General features: G+C 35.7%; 11 protein-coding genes, 1 tRNA gene, 3 rRNA genes and 2 pseudogenes. 11 read left to right on the top strand and 6 right to left on the bottom strand.

Annotated elements, in window-relative coordinates:
* The first annotated feature begins 216 nt into the window (after nucleotides 1-216).
* From WFJ11_RS07120 to WFJ11_RS07090, 7 genes are all read left to right on the top strand, one after another.
* Nucleotides 217-1,980: an oligopeptide ABC transporter substrate-binding protein gene (locus WFJ11_RS07120; RefSeq protein WP_338817337.1), complete on the top strand. Its 1,764-nt coding sequence runs from the start codon at nucleotides 217-219 to the stop codon at nucleotides 1,978-1,980.
* Between the two features lie 666 nt (nucleotides 1,981-2,646).
* A complete protein-coding gene (locus WFJ11_RS07115) occupies nucleotides 2,647-3,336 on the top strand; it encodes a 5'-methylthioadenosine/adenosylhomocysteine nucleosidase (RefSeq protein WP_338817336.1) in 690 nt (229 codons plus the stop codon).
* Nucleotides 3,337-4,188: a hypothetical protein gene (locus tag WFJ11_RS07110; protein WP_338817335.1), complete on the top strand. Its 852-nt coding sequence runs from the start codon at nucleotides 3,337-3,339 to the stop codon at nucleotides 4,186-4,188.
* 1 nt (nucleotide 4,189) lies between these two features.
* Nucleotides 4,190-4,849, top strand: a complete 660-nt coding sequence (locus WFJ11_RS07105; RefSeq protein ID WP_313961498.1) for a hypothetical protein — start codon at nucleotides 4,190-4,192, stop codon at nucleotides 4,847-4,849.
* A gap of 9 nt (nucleotides 4,850-4,858) precedes the next feature.
* On the top strand, nucleotides 4,859-6,361 hold the full coding sequence (glpK, locus tag WFJ11_RS07100) for a glycerol kinase GlpK (RefSeq protein WP_338817334.1): 1,503 nt from the start codon (nucleotides 4,859-4,861) through the stop codon (nucleotides 6,359-6,361).
* 152 nt (nucleotides 6,362-6,513) lie between these two features.
* A complete protein-coding gene (locus WFJ11_RS07095; protein ID WP_269721150.1) occupies nucleotides 6,514-6,666 on the top strand; it encodes an acyl-CoA dehydrogenase family protein in 153 nt (50 codons plus the stop codon).
* Between the two features lie 87 nt (nucleotides 6,667-6,753).
* On the top strand, nucleotides 6,754-7,002 hold the full coding sequence (locus WFJ11_RS07090) for a hypothetical protein (protein WP_029950529.1): 249 nt from the start codon (nucleotides 6,754-6,756) through the stop codon (nucleotides 7,000-7,002).
* On the opposite strand, the gene WFJ11_RS07085 is transcribed toward WFJ11_RS07090, so the two are convergent.
* From WFJ11_RS07085 to WFJ11_RS07060, 6 genes and pseudogenes are all read right to left on the bottom strand, one after another.
* Complete coding sequence (locus WFJ11_RS07085; RefSeq protein ID WP_235048329.1) at nucleotides 6,941-7,750, bottom strand: class I SAM-dependent methyltransferase; 810 nt, start codon at nucleotides 7,748-7,750, stop codon at nucleotides 6,941-6,943. The two genes, WFJ11_RS07090 and WFJ11_RS07085, sit on opposite strands and share 62 nt — an antisense overlap.
* A gap of 82 nt (nucleotides 7,751-7,832) precedes the next feature.
* Nucleotides 7,833-8,726, bottom strand: a pseudogene (locus WFJ11_RS07080) (MobA/MobL family protein); the annotation flags it as partial.
* The gene (locus WFJ11_RS07075; RefSeq protein WP_051346961.1) at nucleotides 8,624-8,962 is read right to left on the bottom strand and encodes a hypothetical protein; all 339 of its coding nucleotides are present in this window, start codon (nucleotides 8,960-8,962) and stop codon (nucleotides 8,624-8,626) included. The gene WFJ11_RS07075 and the pseudogene WFJ11_RS07080, both read right to left, overlap by 103 nt.
* A gap of 169 nt (nucleotides 8,963-9,131) precedes the next feature.
* Nucleotides 9,132-9,503 carry an EXLDI protein gene (locus WFJ11_RS07070; protein ID WP_003030991.1) on the bottom strand — a complete coding sequence of 124 codons (372 nt, stop codon included), beginning with the start codon at nucleotides 9,501-9,503 and terminating at the stop codon, nucleotides 9,132-9,134.
* A gap of 81 nt (nucleotides 9,504-9,584) precedes the next feature.
* Entirely contained in the window at nucleotides 9,585-9,782 is a 198-nt protein-coding gene (locus tag WFJ11_RS07065) for a hypothetical protein (protein ID WP_338817333.1), read from the bottom strand.
* Nucleotides 9,783-9,862: 80 nt separating this feature from the next.
* A pseudogene (locus WFJ11_RS07060) lies at nucleotides 9,863-11,107 on the bottom strand (DUF4368 domain-containing protein); the annotation flags it as partial.
* Between the two features lie 183 nt (nucleotides 11,108-11,290).
* On the opposite strand from WFJ11_RS07060, the gene WFJ11_RS07055 reads away from it, so the two are divergent.
* The 4 genes from WFJ11_RS07055 (at nucleotide 11,291) to rrf (ending at nucleotide 16,210) form a co-directional block, all read left to right on the top strand.
* A 16S ribosomal RNA gene (locus WFJ11_RS07055) occupies nucleotides 11,291-12,816 on the top strand.
* Between the two features lie 199 nt (nucleotides 12,817-13,015).
* Nucleotides 13,016-13,091: transfer RNA gene (locus tag WFJ11_RS07050), tRNA-Ala, on the top strand.
* A 33-nt stretch (nucleotides 13,092-13,124) separates the two neighbouring features.
* Nucleotides 13,125-16,025, top strand: a 23S ribosomal RNA gene (locus WFJ11_RS07045).
* 69 nt (nucleotides 16,026-16,094) lie between these two features.
* Nucleotides 16,095-16,210, top strand: a 5S ribosomal RNA gene (rrf, locus tag WFJ11_RS07040).
* Together the 16S, 23S and 5S rRNA genes with 1 tRNA gene alongside form the textbook arrangement of a ribosomal RNA operon.
* Nucleotides 16,211-16,322 lie beyond the last annotated feature (112 nt).

Here is a 16,322-nt window from a genome sequence, read left to right as displayed (position 1 = left end):
TAAAAAAACTACAATTTATGCTAAAAAACTATTGCAAAAAGTTTTTTTATATAGTATAATATGATAAAGTTAAGTAGAAAAACAAAGAAAAGAAGGGCAAAGCCCTTCTTAAACTTGTATTTTTATCTAACACAACGAAGTGTGCGATTAGTAAAGTAATTAATCGTTTACTACACGATGGATAGGTCGTGTAAATACATAAAGGGGGATTTAGATATGAAAAAATTATCAAAAATCGTTGCTCTATGTTTAGCAACATCTTTTTTATTCTCCGCGTGTGGCGGTAAGAGTGAAAAGAAAAACGAAGACAAGCAAGTAGGGGTTCAAGACAATATGGTTATCGAAAATGAAGGAACTCCAGTAGAAGATGCAACTCTTAAGGTTGCACATATTAGTGACTCACCATTTACTGGTATTTTCCACCAAGCTTTTGCAAGTGGTAACCCAGATTTGGAAATTTTGAACTACTGTGCAGGCGGTACATTCAAAATTGATGAAAACTACAGATTAAAAAACGGTGGCGGTGCTGACGTTGAATTCAAACCTGAAGAAAGAAAAGCAATTATAACAATAAATGAAAAATATACATGGAATGACGGAACTCCTGTTACTTCCGCAGACTTCTTAGAATATTATAAAATTATAGCTCATAAAGACTATACAGGCGTTCGTTTTGACGCAGATATGAGAAACTTAGAAGGTATAGAAGAATATAATAAAGGTGAAAGTAAAGAAATCTCTGGCTTCAAAACTATTAGCGATAAGAAATTTGAATTAACATTCAAGAAATTTACTCCAAGTATCCTTTGGGGCGGTGGAATTCCTTTTGAACCAGTTCCAAGTCATAAGTTAAAAGATATTCCTATTAAGGATCAAGAATCTCATGACATTACTAGAAAGAATCCATTATCACCTGGACCATACTATATTAAAGAAATAGTTCCAGGACAACAAGTTGTTTTCGAAGCTAACCCTTATTACTATAAGGGTCAACCAAAGATTAAAAAAGTTATATGGAAAATTGTTCCATCAGCACAAATCGTTGCAGCTTTACAATCTGGTGAATATGACTTAACAGTTGGATTAAACTCAGACCTTTATTCAAAAGTTAAAGAATTAAAGAATGTTAAGATTGGTGTTCAAGACGATTTAGGATATACTTATTTAGGATTTAAACTTGGTAAATGGGATAAAGAAAAAGGAGAAGTTGTAACTGATCCTAATGCTAAAATGGCAGATGTAAAATTACGTCAAGCAATGGGTTATGCACTTGATAACAATGCTGTTGGTGAAAAATTCTACCAAGGTCTAAGAAGAAATGCTACTCAACTTATGATTCCAGCATTCAAAGAATACTATGATGATTCATTAAAAGGTTATACTTACGATTTAGAAAAAGCTAAGAAACTTCTTGATGAAGCAGGATACAAAGATACTAATGGTGACGGAATAAGAGAAGATAAAAATGGTAAACCATTAAAGATTAAATTCGCATCAATGTCAGGTGGGGCTACAGCTGAACCTATAGCTAACTACTATATCCAACAATGGAAACAAATTGGCTTAGATGTTGAATTGACTAACGGAAGACTTATAGAATTTAACTCATTCTATGATAAATTAGATGCTGATGACCCTGAAATTGATGTTTACATGGGTGGTTGGGGAACTGGATCAAATCCTAACCCATCAGGATTCTATTCAAGAAATGCAAAATTCAACTTCTGTAGATATGCAACTCCTGAATTAGATGCAATTTTAAATAAGATTAACTCTTATGAAGCTGTCGATAAAGATTACAGAGCTAAAGCATACAAAGAATTTGCAAACTATATGTTTGAAAATGCACCAGTTATTCCTACACTATTTAGAAAGAACATAACTGCTGTAAATAACAGAGTTAAGAAATATGATATAACTCCTGGTACAGACTTTACCAATTCTGATATTGAAGTAACAGCAAAAGAACCTATTAAATAGAAATTAAAAGAAAAATAAAGAGACCACTTTTGTGGTTTCTTTTTTATTGCGAAACAATAAGGCTCTTGAAATTACGTCCGATGTAAATCGTCGTAGAAGAAAGTCTTAAGTTTTTTAAAAAAGTTTTAAATATAAATACCATTAAATTTCCATAAAAAAAGAATTATGATGCAATTCAAATGAATATCTTTAAATTAAAAAAGATAAATTTGATACATCATAATTCTTAAGGAAAATTTATTAAAAAGAAAATTATGCTATTTTCATTTTAAAAAGTAAAGTTTGATTAAAATTAAATTTACTTAAAATTGTAAACTTAATTTTAATCAATTAGATTACTTGTAATTTAAATGCCTTAGCCTAAAAAAATTATCAAAAAGGGCTATGGCTAAATAGGCTTTTAGCCTAAGTTCATATTCTCCATTTTGTTTTTGGGGATTATTAGGAGATTATGATGAATTAGATTTGCTTAAAAGTAAATCTAATCTTAAAAAATATTTATTTCTTTTGGATAGGATATATATATTTTGCCATAGAAACCTTAAATAAAATTTAAAAAAATAAAAAGTTTCAAAAAAATTTTTTAAATCCCTAAAAGTATGATACAATTAATATATATATAAAATAAAAAGATAATTATAATATAAAAATATAAGGGGTGGTTGTATGATAGGGATTATAAGTGCTCTTGATGAAGAGCTAATGGAAATTATAGATAAAATTGAAACAAAAAAAGTAAGGAGAGGCTGTTTTACCTTTTATCTAGCAAATATTTCTAATAAGGAAGTTGTACTTGGGATTTGTGGAGTTGGAAAAGTAAATTCTGCAATTTATACTCAAAGTATGATAGACAACTTTTCTCCTGAGATTATTATAAATATAGGAGTCGCTGGTTCAACTGACAATGATGTAAAAATAGGCGACCTGGTTATAGGCACAGAATATTTTTATCACGATTTTGACTGCACAGAAGCAGGCTATGTGATGGGACAAATTCCTGCGCTTCGTGATGTTAAATTTATTGCTGATAAAAAATTAGTGGATATTTCTTATGAAAAGGCGAAAAAAGTTTTACCTGAAGATAGAATTTTTAAAGGAATTATAGCGACAGGAGATATTTTTGTAGCTAAAAAAGAAATTAAAGACAGAATAAAAGCAAATTTTAACTCTCTTTGTTGTGAAATGGAAAGTTGCTCCATTGTGCATACTTGTCATTTGAATAATGTTAGGTATTTGGCTCTACGTTCAATATCCGACAATGCAAATGAAGAGGCGGATTGTGATTTTGAAACCTTTGTTTTAGAGTCAGCAAAAGTTGTTAAGAGTATTATTTTAGATATTATAGAGGAAATATAAATGATTGAAATTAAGAATTTAAAGAAAAATTATGGAAAATTTGTAGCAATTGATGATTTTAATTTGGAAATTGAAGAGGGAAAGACTTACGGCGTTTTGGGAAGAATCAATTCTGGTGGAACTACAATTTTTAATATTTTATGTAATTATACTTTCAAAGATGATGGTACTGTTTTAATTGACGAAAAAGAACCTGAAAATGCTAGAGATTTGATTTATATGTGTCCAAAAATGGAATTTTATAGTGGATATACTCTAAGACAAATTCTAAAGACTATTTCAGATTTTAATTCGGATTTTGATGTAGCTTATGCACTAGAACTTTGTGAATCTTTTAAGCTCGATCTTGATAAGAAGTTTAAAGTTGAAGAGAATGTTCAAAACTGTACAATCTTTAAGACTATTGTTACAATATGTATGAAAAAAAAGTATCTTCTTTTTAATAAGCCGGAAATTGGACTTTCAAGTTTAGACATTAGAAAATTAAGTGATATTTTAATGGGCAATTACAAAAGAATGGGTTATACACCGATTATCCACAGTAAAAATGTAAATTACTTTTTTGATTATCTTGACTATATAATTATTATTAAAGATAAAAAAGTAGTGCTTTTTGAAAGTAGAGAAAAGCTTGAAAAAATGGTTTATTCTATTTCTGTTTCTATTGAATTTATAGATGATATTGCTAAGGAGAAAAATATTTTGGCGGTTAGAGATGTAAAAAACTTTTCTAAGTTAAAAAATGTCTATATTTTAGCAAAAGATGAAGACGAAATTAAAGAACATGGAAGTAGAACTGTATCTTTGAAGGAACTTTATGAAGCAATTACTGCATCTGAAGGAGGTCATTAAATTGAGAAAGGGACTATTATTTACCTTAAAATTATTATTCGACACTTTTTTAATTGGAATAGTATTTTCTGTTATATGTGAACTCGTATTTTTAGCTTTTGCAAAAATTTTAAGTATTGATATATATTTAAATGCTGAAGTGTTTATGTCAATATTAACGGCAAGCTTTTTGACTTTTGTTTTCTCGAAAAAAAATATATTCAATCAACTTTTTATAAATGGATTTAGTAGAAAAAAAATAGCTAAGATTAAAACAATGAGTTGTATAGTTTATGGACTTGTGTTTTTTATACTATTTGTTGTATATGAGATTTTTTATGCAGGTTTGTTAACTGACAGCATATACTTAGATACAATTCTATATCTACTTGTTGTTTATTTAGCAATTACTTTTGTTGTAGAATTTGCTACATTTTTAGATTTGATTTACAAAAAGATCTCTATGAAAAAAGGAAAAGGTATAAATAAAGCTTTCTATAAATATGCATACTCAATAGTTCTTATACTTATAACTTATATATATAGATTGATTTATCCTGTAATTTATGATTATTGCACAAATATTGTATTGATTACTATACTATTATTGCTTGTCATATTGAAATTAATACTTTCAAATATGAATAAAAAATGGATATTAAGTATGGATATAAGAGCTTAGGAGGTTTTTATGGACGGATATATTTTGGCGTTAGATCAAGGAACGACGAGCTCAAGAGCTATTTTATTTGATCATAGTGGAAATATAAAGGGTATATCACAAAAGGAATTTAGACAAATTTTTCCAAAAGCAGGATGGGTTGAACATGATGCAATGGATATTTGGGCGACTCAATCTGGAGTTTGCAGAGAAGTTTTAGAAAAGAATTTTGTAAGACCTAATGAAGTTAAAGCCATTGGAATTACAAACCAAAGGGAAACTACAATTATCTGGGAAAAATCTACAGGAAAACCAATATATAATGCAATTGTATGGCAATGTAGAAGAACTGCAGAAATTTGCGAACAAATAAGAAAAGATGGTTATGAGAGTCTGATTTTTGAAAAAACCGGACTAAAACTTGATGCTTATTTTTCCGCCACAAAAATAAAATGGATATTAGATAATGTTGAGGGAGCAAGAGAAAAGGCTGAAAATGGTGAGTTATTATTCGGAACTGTAGATACTTGGATAGTTTGGAACTTAACAAGAGGAAAAGTTCACATAACTGACTATTCAAATGCTTCGAGGACAATGTTATTTAATATAAATACTTTACAATGGGACGAAGACATTTTAAAAATTTTAAATATTCCAAAATCTATGCTACCCGAAGTTAGAGATTCAAGTGAAATTTATGGTTATACTGATGAATACACATTTGGTGGAGCTAAAATTCCTATAGCTTCTGTAATTGGAGATCAACAATCTGCTCTTTTTGGACAAAATTGCTTTGAAAAAGCTGAGGCTAAAATAACTTATGGAACAGGAGCTTTTCTTTTGATGAATATAGGAAAAGAAGTATTAAAATCTAAAAACGGACTCCTTACTACAATAGCTTGGGGATTAAATGGTGAAGTTACATATGCATTAGAAGGAAGTATCTTTATTGCAGGAGCTGGAATACAATGGCTTAGAGATGAACTAAGACTGCTTTATGAAGCAAGCTTATCTGAACAATATGCAAATTTGGTAGATGATACTGACGGTGTCTATATTGTTCCTGCATTTACAGGGCTTGGAGCACCTTATTGGGATATGAATGCTAAAGGAGCTATATTCGGACTTACTAGAGGAACTAAAAGAGAACATATCATTCGTGCAATGCTCGAATCAATAGCTTATCAATGTGTAGATGTATTTAATTGTATTGAAGAAGATACAAATATAAAAATTCAAAATTTAAAAGTTGATGGTGGAGCAAGTGCTAACGGATTCTTATTGCAATTTCAATCTGATATGTTAAATACAGAAGTAATAAGACCTGAAATCTTAGAAACGACAGCTATGGGCTGTGCATTTCTTGCAGGACTTGCTGTTGGATTTTGGAAAAGTACAGATGAAATAAAGAATATTTGGAAAAAAGACAAGACATTTTATCCTGTTTTAAGTGAAGAAAATAGAAGCAAAAAACTTAAAGGTTGGAAAAAGGCTGTTAAAAGAACTTTTGACTGGGATAAAGATGAAGAATAATGTAGTGAAAAAGAGCTTAGAAAAAACTAAGCTCTTTTTTGGTAATTAGTTCCATAAATTTTATTAATGATTAAAAACTATCATAGAAAATTTTAATGTTATAATTGATTTCCAAGTGTATAATCTTAATAATCATATTTTAGGAGGTAGAGATGAGAGATTACTATAAATGGGCAAAAGAGTTTTCAGATAAATATATAAAACCAGTAGCCGAAGAAATTGATGAAAAAGGAAAGTTTCCAAAAGAAATATTTGACAAAATCAAAGAAGAAGGATTTTTTAAAGTTTTAGTTCCTGCTGAATAGGGCGGAGAATGTGCAGGACCAGAGGCACAAGCTTTTATTAGTCAAGCATTTGTTGAAGGTGCTGCAACAGTTGGGTTAGGATATACAATGCATAATGTTGCTCTTAAATTTATATTAACATTTGCAGAAGAAGACTTTAAAAAATTTATTGTTAAAGAAGTAGTTGAAAATAATAGAATGCTTTCACTTGCTAGAAGTGAATTTGAAAGTGGAGTATATGTTTTCAAATCACAAACACAATTAGAAGAACATGATGACAATCAAGACGGTAACATCACACCTTCTCAAATATCAAGATTTTCTGTGATAGTTTGTGAGCAACCGGCAACCAGTTAATAAGCTTAAGCACTGGAAATAAAGCAGACATCCCCCTTGTAATATCGTCATCCTTTACACTACGGAAACCTCTTGCAATATCCTTAATATCATCAAAGGAATCCGCTCCAAATATGAATTTTGCTCCGGTTTTTTGTATGGACTTTTCAACATTTTCTTTCGCCACCCACCTTTTTGACAGGCACTCCATAAGAACATAAGCATTGTCAAAATTCTCTCTAATAATTCGGAGCATTTGGGCATTGTCTTCCCTTGTCAAATACATTGACAAGCCCTCAATGATAAACAGAATGTTCCCATCTGCTTTTATTTCTTTTGCCCACGCCGAATCTGTTGCTGAAATACCGATGTTTGAAACTCTGCCGGATTCTGCAAAAATCTGATTTCTTACTTCAATGGTTTCAGGCAGATCCACATTGTACCATGTGATTTGTCCGTTATCCATTCGATAAAATCTCGTGTCAAGTCCACAAGCAATATTTACGACTGTACATGTTGGATTTTCATCAATAAACGCTTTTACCAGTTCATCAAAGACAAGCGTTCTTGCAATCACGCCATAGCCCATAAGAGAATCATTTGTGGCAGCAGTAAAATCGTAATCAATTTTTTCAACCAATTCCACCGCTTTAGCGTCATAAAATTTATGCCTTTTGTTCTTGGAATATTGTGCTCTTGCATAAAAACTCTGAAGCATCGTTTCCGCAGAACCATTTAAAACAGGTTTTATTTTTTCTTGTAGTTCCACTTCTCCCAAATGTAAACACCTCCTACATATTTTGATTTGTTAGTCTACACTAACTAATATTATATCACTTTTTTAATTTTTCTTACAGTCCTAAATCTTGGCTCTTACTCTGTGATAGTTGCTTTTCTTGTTCCCCTAACTGCTCTATACAGGTCTTAACTTTTTCTGCCTGTTCAACTTCTTCTCGTATCTCCAATATTTGACTGTATAGGTTCTTTTTCTCTTTCTTCAAAGTGGCAAGTTCTGATTTCCATTTACTGATGGCTAAGGTCTTACTTTCTCCTAAATGTTCTTTCAAATATTTCTTTGCACTTTCAAATAAAATAAGCTCCGCCGTATGCTCGTTATAAAAATCTTCCTGTTTACTGTTCTTTAATTTTGCATAGACTTTGTAGGTGTCTTTATTCTTCAAATATTTTTCTGACTGGTCGATGAGTTGTATTTTTTCATCAATCTTTTTCTCGGTATCTTTTAAGACTCTTGTGGTCTTGTAATTCTTATCTCGTAAATTAGTAATGCTTTCTTTTAATTGATTGATACTTGTAATGTTTTTCTCTTTGAGTAACTGATAACTTTCAATATATTTCTCTAAATCTGCATTATTCTTATCTGCATTTTTATGGATAAGATTTTCAAAGATGGATAACAGATTTTCTTTGGGTGGAAGGGTGAATTTTATATTTTCGTTTTCTGTTTTTTCTTCTTTGCCTATTCCTCTTATCCAATTTAGTAATGCTTTTATTCTTCTTGAGATTTCTTTTAAAATCGCATTTTGATGTTTGATTTCTCTGTTGATATTTCCTCTGTCTGTGGCTATGCCTTTCTTCTCCATTTGGGTTGCTGATACACCTAAATGAATGGTCGGTATTTGTTCTATTTCTTGTCTTTGATAAGAACGGTGATCCACTTTTTCCTGTATGCTGTTTTCCTCAAGATATTTGTTTGTAATGTTTGCCCATGCTTTTCTCCACTCTTCTGCTTTACCTTGCTCATTACAATCTGTTGTATTGATTTTTCTTGTTTTGTAATTGCCATTTCTAAGTTCTTACTTTCAGTAAAGATACTTTCAAAGACTGCTCCTTTTTCATATATCCTTCTATCACTTTTTTTTCTTTCTTCCTGCTTCTGCTTGCTGATGAGCTTTTTTCTTTTGTTTTGTAACTGCTTGATTTTTTCTTCTGCCATTAAAATTTTTTCTTCTATGTTTTTCATTTTGTCTTTTCCTCTCTTTTTATTTTTTAGCAAAGAAAAAACAGTAAACCTTTTTTGATTTACTGTTTTTATACTATTTTTTATTTAATTGATATTACTAAAAATAGGAATTTTACGTGCTTGAGTAGATATTATATTTTCAGTCAATGCTTCATTCTTCATAACACAATCAAATATCTAATATCTCAACAATTTCTCCATTGTGCTGTTTCAATTCAATCTTCCGAATTATTTCTTCTCCCAAATATTTAATAAAATCACTTAATTCTGATGAAACTTCAAATATAATGTTGTGTTTACTATCATTCTCCGGATTAAATGTTGAATTATAATTTCTTTCGCTTGACCAATAATTCCAATTTACATCTGTTCTTTCGTAATAAACATAATTCTGTTTTTTTGTAACATATATTCTTTTGTTAATCAATACCTTTTCATCTTCAGATTTAAAAATATCAGAATATAATTTTAAGCCCTCAAATTGCTTATATTCTTTAATTTTATTGTTTGAAACATTAAGCTTTATTTCCTTATAATCCATAATCTTTCCTCCTTAAATTTGTTGCCTATACTGGAGAATATTATAACATTTTTAATGCGTTTTTTCTACTATCGGATTTCCTCACTCACTACTATTTCTCTTAGAGTTTATTACCTTAAACAGCTTATCTTGAAAAGTATTCTTGCTTTTTTTATCAAAATTTATCTCGGTTACAAAGGTCTTTCCATTTATCTTTTTTGTTAGTATGCCGTCAGGCTTTTTTTGTGGTTGTTCCTTTGGCTTTATTTCTTTGGTATCTGTTTTTTCCTTTTCAGTCATTCAATTCCTCCTTTTTACTTGCACAAAAAAAGATTTCCTGTACTTAGGAAACCTCTTTTCGTATTGGTTGATATTTCGTTTTAGGTTGTTGCTTGTAACTTCTTTTTTGCTCGGTACTCTCGTGCTTTTACTTTCTCATACTCTCTAAACTTTTCAATGTTTTTGGCTCGGTACTCTTTGGAATATGCCTTATGGTAGGCTCATGCTTTTTCTTTCTTGGCTTCTTCGATTTCTTTCCTCATCTGTATCATTTTTTGTTCTGTCGGCTCTATCTGTTTTGTAAGTTCATTTTCAAATTTTCCGATATAGTTAAAATAAACCTCTATTCGCTGAACAATATATTTTGCTCTTTTTACATCTCTTTCATGTACTATGATTTTACTGATAAACTCATTGATAATGGTGGGGGTAAGTTCTTCAAAGTTGGAATAGCTTTCTGCAAGTCTGATAAATCTCTTTGCTCTTTTGTTTGCATTTTCATATTCGGATAAGCGTTCTTTGATTTCTTCTTTTTCTGCTTTTAAGGTGTAATATTCTTTTGCATACTTTCTTGATAACTGTTCATAGCGTTCTGTATCCATATTTCCAAGTGCATTATCTTCGTAGAGCTTATTCATCACTCTTTCTATCTGTTCCATTCGGTCTGTGATTTGTGGCATACGCTTTTTATTTTTCTTGACTTCTTCAGTCTGTTCTTTGGCAAGACTGTTTTTTACCAGTGCTTCAAACTCTGATTTGTTTGTGAATGAAAACTTGCCTATCTTTCGTAAAACTTCTTTGAGCGTTTCCATGACCTCATCAACATCAATGCGGTGTGGGGGAGTTGTATTTGGAGTGCTTTGCTTTCCCTTTGGCATATTCACTGCAATAGGTTACATGCTGTACTCTTCCATTTTTGTGTATGATGCGAATGTGCATTTTTGTTCCGCAATCTTTACAGTACATCAATCCCGATAATGGGTGGATTTCTCCATCTCTGTTCGGTCTTTTGACAGGTGCGTTTTTTAATATCCGCTGTACATTTTCATAGGTGGCTCGGTCGGTAATTGGCTCATGCACATCGGAAGTGATTTGCCACTTATCTTTATCGACATAGTGGTTTCTTTTATCCCTATGATGCTTTTAGTCTTGAAGTTGACTACATCGCCACAACACTCCTGTCTTTTCAGTATGCGTGTTAGGGTTGCTTTGTTCTAGTTATAGCGGTTCTCTTGATTGAGTGTTCTGCTTTTTGCGCTTCCTATGCCTTGCTGTTTCATATAAAAGGTTGGGGTTAGTATTTCTTTGTCTTTCAGATAAACGGCTATCTGATTTCTGTTTTTACCCGTCTAAGAAAATTTTAAAAAAATTTTAAAAAAGTGTTGACAAAGGGATATCCAAGTGATATAATATTAAGGTCGCAACAAGAGTGACACGAATCAAGAAAAGTAAACAGTGATAAAAACTTTGAGAGTACAAAGAAAAACAATAATTTAGGTGTAAAAAAGTCAGCGAGAGCAGACGAACTTTTAATAGAGAGTTTGATCCTGGCTCAGGACGAACGCTGGCGGCGTGCTTAACACATGCAAGTCGAACGTGATTTTTGTGGAAAGCCCTTCGGGGACGGAAATGAAATGAAAGTGGCGAACGGGTGAGTAACACGTGAGCAACCTACCTTACACAGGGGGATAGCCGTTGGAAACGACGATTAATACCGCATGAGACCACAAAGCCACATGGCTTAGGGGTAAAAGATTTATCGGTGTAAGATGGGCTCGCGTCTGATTAGCTAGTTGGAAGGGTAAAGGCCTACCAAGGCAACGATCAGTAGCCGGTCTGAGAGGATGAACGGCCACATTGGAACTGAGACACGGTCCAAACTCCTACGGGAGGCAGCAGTGGGGAATATTGCACAATGGGGGGAACCCTGATGCAGCGACGCCGCGTGAGCGAAGAAGGTTTTCGAATCGTAAAGCTCTGTCCTATGAGAAGATAATGACGGTATCATAGGAGGAAGCCCCGGCTAAATACGTGCCAGCAGCCGCGGTAATACGTATGGGGCGAGCGTTGTCCGGAATTATTGGGCGTAAAGGGTACGTAGGCGGCCTATTAAGTCAGGTGTGAAAGCGTGAGGCTTAACCTCATTAAGCACTTGAAACTGGAAGGCTTGAGTGAAGGAGAGGAAAGTGGAATTCCTAGTGTAGCGGTGAAATGCGTAGATATTAGGAGGAATACCGGTGGCGAAGGCGACTTTCTGGACTTTTACTGACGCTCAGGTACGAAAGCGTGGGGAGCAAACAGGATTAGATACCCTGGTAGTCCACGCCGTAAACGATGAATGCTAGGTGTTGGGAGTCAAATCTCGGTGCCGAAGTTAACACATTAAGCATTCCGCCTGGGGAGTACGGTGGCAACACTGAAACTCAAAGGAATTGACGGGGACCCGCACAAGCAGCGGAGCATGTGGTTTAATTCGAAGCAACGCGAAGAACCTTACCAAGGCTTGACATATAGTTGAGTTATTGAGAAATTGATAAGTCCCTCGGGACAGCTATACAGGTGGTGCATGGTTGTCGTCAGCTCGTGTCGTGAGATGTTGGGTTAAGTCCCGCAACGAGCGCAACCCTTATCTTCAGTTGCCAGCATGTAATGATGGGGACTCTGGAGAGACTGCCGATGACAAATCGGAGGAAGGTGGGGATGACGTCAAATCATCATGCCCTTTATGTCTTGGGCTACACACGTGCTACAATGGTTGGTACAACGAGAAGCTAGACAGTGATGTTAAGCAAAACTCTAAAAACCAATCTCAGTTCGGATTGTAGGCTGCAACTCGCCTACATGAAGTCGGAGTTGCTAGTAATCGCGAATCAGAATGTCGCGGTGAATGCGTTCCCGGGTCTTGTACACACCGCCCGTCACACCATGGGAGTTGGCAATACCCGAAGCCGCCGATCTAACCGCAAGGAGGAAGGCGTCGAAGGTAGGGTTAATGACTGGGGTGAAGTCGTAACAAGGTAGCCGTATCGGAAGGTGCGGCTGGATCACCTCCTTTCTAAGGAGTACAAAGAACGACAGTTCAATTAAAATTCTTAGTTTTATCACTGTTTTTTGGTTCATATTTTTTTTAAAATTTTTAATTTTAAACCAAAAGCTGTAAGGCTAACTAAAAGAAAATACCAAAATGATAGTATAAAAGAAAAAGGGGCACGCAAGACCTTCAAAATATTTTTTACTATCGAAAAAAACATTTTGGGGGTGTAGCTCAGTTGGGAGAGCACCTGCCTTGCAAGCAGGGGGTCAGGAGTTCGAATCTCCTCATCTCCACCAAGAAACCTGACAATTAAAGAGAAATATATTTCTGGTCAAGCGACCAAGGGCATAAGGTGAATGCCTTGGCACTGAGAGCCGAAGAAGGACGTGACAAGCTGCGAAAAGTCTCGGGGAGGAGCAAATATCCTGTGATCCGGGAATGTCCGAATGGGGAAACCCACTTGAGCAAACCTCAAGTATCTTGTTGTGAATACATAGCAATAAGAGGGAATAGTTGGTGAACTGAAACATCTAAGTAGCCAGACGAAAAGAAAGAAAAAATTCGATTTTCAAAGTAGCGGCGAGCGAAATGGAAAGAGCCCAAATTAAGTTAAGGAAGAAGAAAGATAGTTGAATGGTCTGGGAAGATCAACCGAAGAAAGTGAAAGTCTTGTAAACGAAATCAGACTTATTCTGACTTAGAAAGAGTAGCATGGGACACGAGAAATCCTGTGTGAATATGGGGGGACCACCCCCTAAGGCTAAATACTACTCAGTGACCGATAGAGAATAGTACCGTGAGGGAAAGGTGAAAAGAACCCCGGGAGGGGAGTGAAATAGAACCTGAAACCTTATGCCTACAAGCAGATAGAGTCTTAAGAGAGATGATATCGTACTTTTTGTAGAACGGGCCAGCGAGTTATGGTGTGCGGCAAGGTTAAGTAATGAAGTTACGGAGCCGTAGGGAAACCGAGTCTGAATAGGGCGAATAAGTCGTATGCCATAGACCCGAAACCAGGTGATCTATCCATGGGCAGGTTGAAGTGAAAGTAAAATTTCATGGAGGACCGAACCGGGTAGCGTTTAAAAGCTATCGGATGACTTGTGGATAGGGGTGAAAAGCCAATCGAACTTGGAGATAGCTGGTTCTCCTCGAAATAGCTTTAGGGCTAGCCTCAATTTAGTTTACAGGGGGTAGAGCACTGAATACCGTAGGGGTGTTAGACATTACCGAAAGTTATCAAACTGCGAATACCTGATAAATGATGATTGGGAGTCAGACTATGTGGGATAAGCTTCATAGTCAAAAGGGAAAGAGCCCAGACCACCAGCTAAGGTCCCTAAATATAGATTAAGTGGTAAAGGATGTTTTACTACTTAGACAACCAGGATGTTGGCTTAGAAGCAGCCATACATTTAAAGAGTGCGTAATAGCTCACTGGTCAAGTGGTAGAGCGCCGAAAATGAACGGGGCTAAAATCTAATACCGAAGCTGTGGACTAATGTAAATTAGTGGTAGAGGAGCATTGTGTAAGGGGTGAAGCTAAGTTGGAAGACGAAGTGGACTTTACAGAAGAGAGAATGCTGGCATGAGTAGCGAAAAGGAGGGTGAGAATCCCTCCCGTCGAAAGCCTAAGGATTCCTGAGGAAGGCTCGTCCTCTCAGGGTAAGTCGGGACCTAAGCCCAGGCTGAAAAGCGTAAGCGATGGACAACAGGTTGAGATTCCTGTACTATCTTTGAATGTTTGAGAGAAGTACTGACGCAGGAGGATATGTTGAGCGTGTGAATGGTAGAGCACGTCTAAGCAAGTAGGTAGAGAATAGAGGCAAATCCCTATTCTTAATATCGAGATGTGATGGGGAGCGAAAAATAAGTAGTGAAGCAACAGATTCCAAACTGCCAAGAAAAGGTACTATTGAGTGAGAAGATACCCGTACCAAAACCGACACAGGTAGGCAAGGAGAGAATCCTAAGACGCGCGGAAGAACCTTTGTTAAGGAACTCGGCAAAATGACCCCGTAACTTCGGGAGAAGGGGTACCATTAGATGTGAAGGGCATACGCCCAGAGCATAGAGTGGTCGCAGAGAATAGGCCCAAGCAACTGTTTACCAAAAACACAAGTCTCTGCTAAATCGAAAGATGAAGTATAGGGGCTGACACCTGCCCGGTGCTGGAAGGTTAAGGGGAAATGTAAGAGCAATCGAAGCATAGAACTTAAGCCCCAGTAAACGGCGGCCGTAACTATAACGGTCCTAAGGTAGCGAAATTCCTTGTCGGGTAAGTTCCGACCCGCACGAAAGGTGTAATGATTTGGGCACTGTCTCAACAAAGGATCCGGTGAAATTGTAGTAGTCGTGAAGATGCGACTTACCCACGATAGGACGGAAAGACCCCGTGGAGCTTTACTGTAGGCTGGCATTGGAATTTGGTATTAAATGTACAGGATAGGTGGGAGACTGAGAAACGAGAGCGCCAGTTTTCGTGGAGTCACTGTTGGGATACCACTCTTTTGATACTAAATTTCTAACTTGATACTCTGAAGCGAGTATAAGGACACTGTCAGTTGGGCAGTTTGACTGGGGCGGTCGCCTCCTAAAGAGTAACGGAGGCGTTCAAAGGTTCCCTCAGAATGGATGGAAATCATTCTAAGAGTGCAAAGGCAAAAGGGAGCTTAACTGCGACACCAACAAGTGGAGCAGATAGGAAACTAGGACTTAGTGATCCGGTGGTACCGAGTGGAAGGGCCATCGCTCAACGGATAAAAGCTACCCCGGGGATAACAGGCTTATCTCCCCCAAGAGTTCACATCGACGGGGAGGTTTGGCACCTCGATGTCGGCTCGTCTCATCCTGGGGCTGGAGTAGGTCCCAAGGGTTGGGCTGTTCGCCCATTAAAGAGGCACGCGAGCTGGGTTCAGAACGTCGTGAGACAGTTCGGTCCCTATCCATCGTGGGCGAAGGAAATTTGAGAGGAGCTGTCCTTAGTACGAGAGGACCGGGATGGACAGACCGCTGGTGTATCAGTTATCATGCCAATGGTAATGCTGAATAGCTAAGTCTGGAAGGGATAAGTGCTGAAGGCATCTAAGCACGAAGCCCCCCTCAAGATGAGATTTCCTGTTGCAGCAATGCAAGAGAGATTCGATACAGAAAATGTCGTAGATAGGTCAGAGGTGTAAAGGTGGCAACATCAAAGCTAACTGATACTAATAAATCGAAAGCTTGACCAGAAATATATACTCTTTAGTTGTAAGGGTTTTAAACAGAAATATATGAAAAGAAAAGAAAAAGTAAACAAGTATGGCTGTGATAGCTAGGAGGATACACCTGTACCCATACCGAACACAGAAGTTAAGTTCCTAAACGTCGAAGGTACTAGTACATCTCGTACTGGGAGAATAGAAAACAGCCAAACAAATCACAAATCACTCAAAAGAGTGATTTTTTTGTTGAAAGCTTAGAACCTAACAGCAATCTGAGATTGCGTCGTAGGTCAGATGCTAAGAAACTCCATTTGTGAAACAAAT

This window comes from Parvimonas micra (genome assembly GCF_037482165.1).
In the GTDB taxonomy this organism is placed as follows: domain Bacteria; phylum Bacillota; class Clostridia; order Tissierellales; family Peptoniphilaceae; genus Parvimonas.
This window is presented reverse-complemented; position numbering and strand designations above follow the sequence as displayed.

Bases quoted from the DNA above. Each gene is read 5' to 3' on its own strand.
- WFJ11_RS07120 (WP_338817337.1), top strand. From the start codon at position 217: ATGAAAAAATTATCAAAAATCGTTGCTCTATGTTTAGCAACATCTTTT.
- WFJ11_RS07115 (WP_338817336.1), top strand. From the start codon at position 2,647: ATGATAGGGATTATAAGTGCTCTTGATGAAGAGCTAATGGAAATTATA.
- WFJ11_RS07110 (WP_338817335.1), top strand. From the start codon at position 3,337: ATGATTGAAATTAAGAATTTAAAGAAAAATTATGGAAAATTTGTAGCA.
- glpK (WP_338817334.1), top strand. From the start codon at position 4,859: ATGGACGGATATATTTTGGCGTTAGATCAAGGAACGACGAGCTCAAGA.
- WFJ11_RS07095 (WP_269721150.1), top strand. From the start codon at position 6,514: ATGAGAGATTACTATAAATGGGCAAAAGAGTTTTCAGATAAATATATA.
- WFJ11_RS07090 (WP_029950529.1), top strand. From the start codon at position 6,754: ATGCATAATGTTGCTCTTAAATTTATATTAACATTTGCAGAAGAAGAC.
- WFJ11_RS07075 (WP_051346961.1), bottom strand. From the start codon at position 8,962: ATGAAAAACATAGAAGAAAAAATTTTAATGGCAGAAGAAAAAATCAAG.
- WFJ11_RS07070 (WP_003030991.1), bottom strand. From the start codon at position 9,503: ATGGATTATAAGGAAATAAAGCTTAATGTTTCAAACAATAAAATTAAA.
- WFJ11_RS07065 (WP_338817333.1), bottom strand. From the start codon at position 9,782: ATGACTGAAAAGGAAAAAACAGATACCAAAGAAATAAAGCCAAAGGAA.